Raw genomic sequence first — 1,667 nt, 5'->3', positions numbered from 1 at the left:
TTGCCGGCCGGCACCTACATGGTCCGGCTCGCGGCCGGCGGCGCCACGGTGGTCCGGCCGTTCACGGTCGCACGCTGATCGAGCTCTCGGACAAGCACGACTCCTAAGGGGGCGGCGCCAGAGCGGCGCCGCCCCTTCCATCCAACGACTTAGATCTGTAATGCGACAATTTGCCACTCTTGCCCTTGCGGCAGTCCTCCTCACCCCCTGCGCTCTCGCGCAGACCAAGTCGGTCACGACGGGACCCGTGCTCGATCGTTCCGTGACCGCGCTCGAGGCTCCAGCCTTCGCCCCGAGCGCCAACCTGACCATCACGCAGAACTCGTCGCTCGACGTTACGACCTCGGCTGTGGCTTGCCGATCGAGCGCTGAGGACGAGGATGGCGAACGCATAGCTCTCGGCACGACTGACAACAGTTTCTACCGTGTCTTCGACCTGAGCCAGTTTGCACTGCCCCTCAACGCTGAACTCACGAGTGTCGACGCCGGCATCACGGTCCAGATCTATGAGGAGGGCACGCGCCCTGCGACGGGCCGGCTCGTTATCCACACGCTTCCTCCTGGTACCAACGTCGAAAACGGATTCGCTGTCGGCGCGCTCAGTGAGCTTGCGAGTGCCGACCTTTCGTTCGATACTGACGTGCGCGGGCTGGTCAACGTCGGGTTCGACGACCCCGACAACCCGTTCGACGGCGCGCCGTCCCTCGCAGGCGACGAATTGCTGGTTGCCGAAGTGTTCTTCGCCGATGGCTCTCAGGACGCCGATGAGGGAACTCCTCGTCAGTATGACGCTGCCGCTGCCGGCAACCTCGAGGCCGCCGACGGATTCAGCTACCTCGGTACTACAGACTGTGGCGGAATCACACCGACTCCATTTGGGAGTGTGGGAGACGGCTTCGACATGGAGATTGTCATGGTCCTCAACGTCGACCCTGGCCTCAGCACGGTCGCCGATGCGCGTGCGGCTGGAGCCGGCGAGGCCGTCCTCATCGAGGGCGTTGTGACGCGGTCCAGGGGAGCATTCGTCTACATCCAGGATGAGACGGGTGCCTTGGTGCTCCGTCAGACCTCCGGCGAGATCTTCGACCTCGTTCAGAGCGGCGCGCTCGTGCCCGGAGCGTTCGTCCGCGTGTCCGGAACTCTCTCGGAGTTTGATGGCCTCCTTCAGATCAATGGCGACGACCTCGCTTCGTTTGAAGGGTTAGGTGACGAGGACGTTCCTGCACCTCAGGTGATCACGCTTGCAGAGCTCGCTGCAAATGGGGAGGACTATGAGGGCGAACTCGTCACGATATCGGACGTCTCCTTCGACAGTCCCGATGCCCAGTACCAGGCCGAGACCGACTACGCGATCACAGATGCCTCTGGAACGGGCACGCTGCGCATTACGAACGCCGACGACACGGAGCTGGACGGCACGGATTTCGTCGGTAACCCTGTGACTGTGACAGGGATCGTCAGCCAGTCTGATCAGGAGGACCCACGAGATAGCGGCTACCAGATCCTGCCACTCGTCATTGGTGACATCAGTGCTCTCGCCGTCTCGAACGAGTCCGCGCTCGAGGCCGTGCCCTCGCTCGGCACCGTCGTCCCGAACCCGTCGGCGGCCCGGGCCTCGGTCTCGGTCACGCTCCAGGAGGCCGGCCACGCCACGGTCGCCGTCTACG

Annotated in this window: 1 protein-coding gene; it reads left to right on the top strand. The window is 63.9% G+C overall.

Features of this window, described 5'->3' with window-relative positions; all coding sequences use genetic code 11:
• Positions 1 to 247: 247 nt before the first annotated feature.
• A partial coding sequence (locus WBA11_RS14510; RefSeq protein ID WP_424521379.1) for a DUF5689 domain-containing protein occupies positions 248 to 1,667 on the top strand: 1,420 nt, incomplete at its 3' end.

The sequence above is a fragment of the Rubrivirga sp. genome (assembly GCF_049648075.1).
Classification (GTDB): domain Bacteria; phylum Bacteroidota; class Rhodothermia; order Rhodothermales; family Rubricoccaceae; genus Rubrivirga.
The sequence above is the reverse complement of the archived record's forward strand: the minus strand, read 5'-3'. Positions and strand labels throughout refer to the sequence as shown.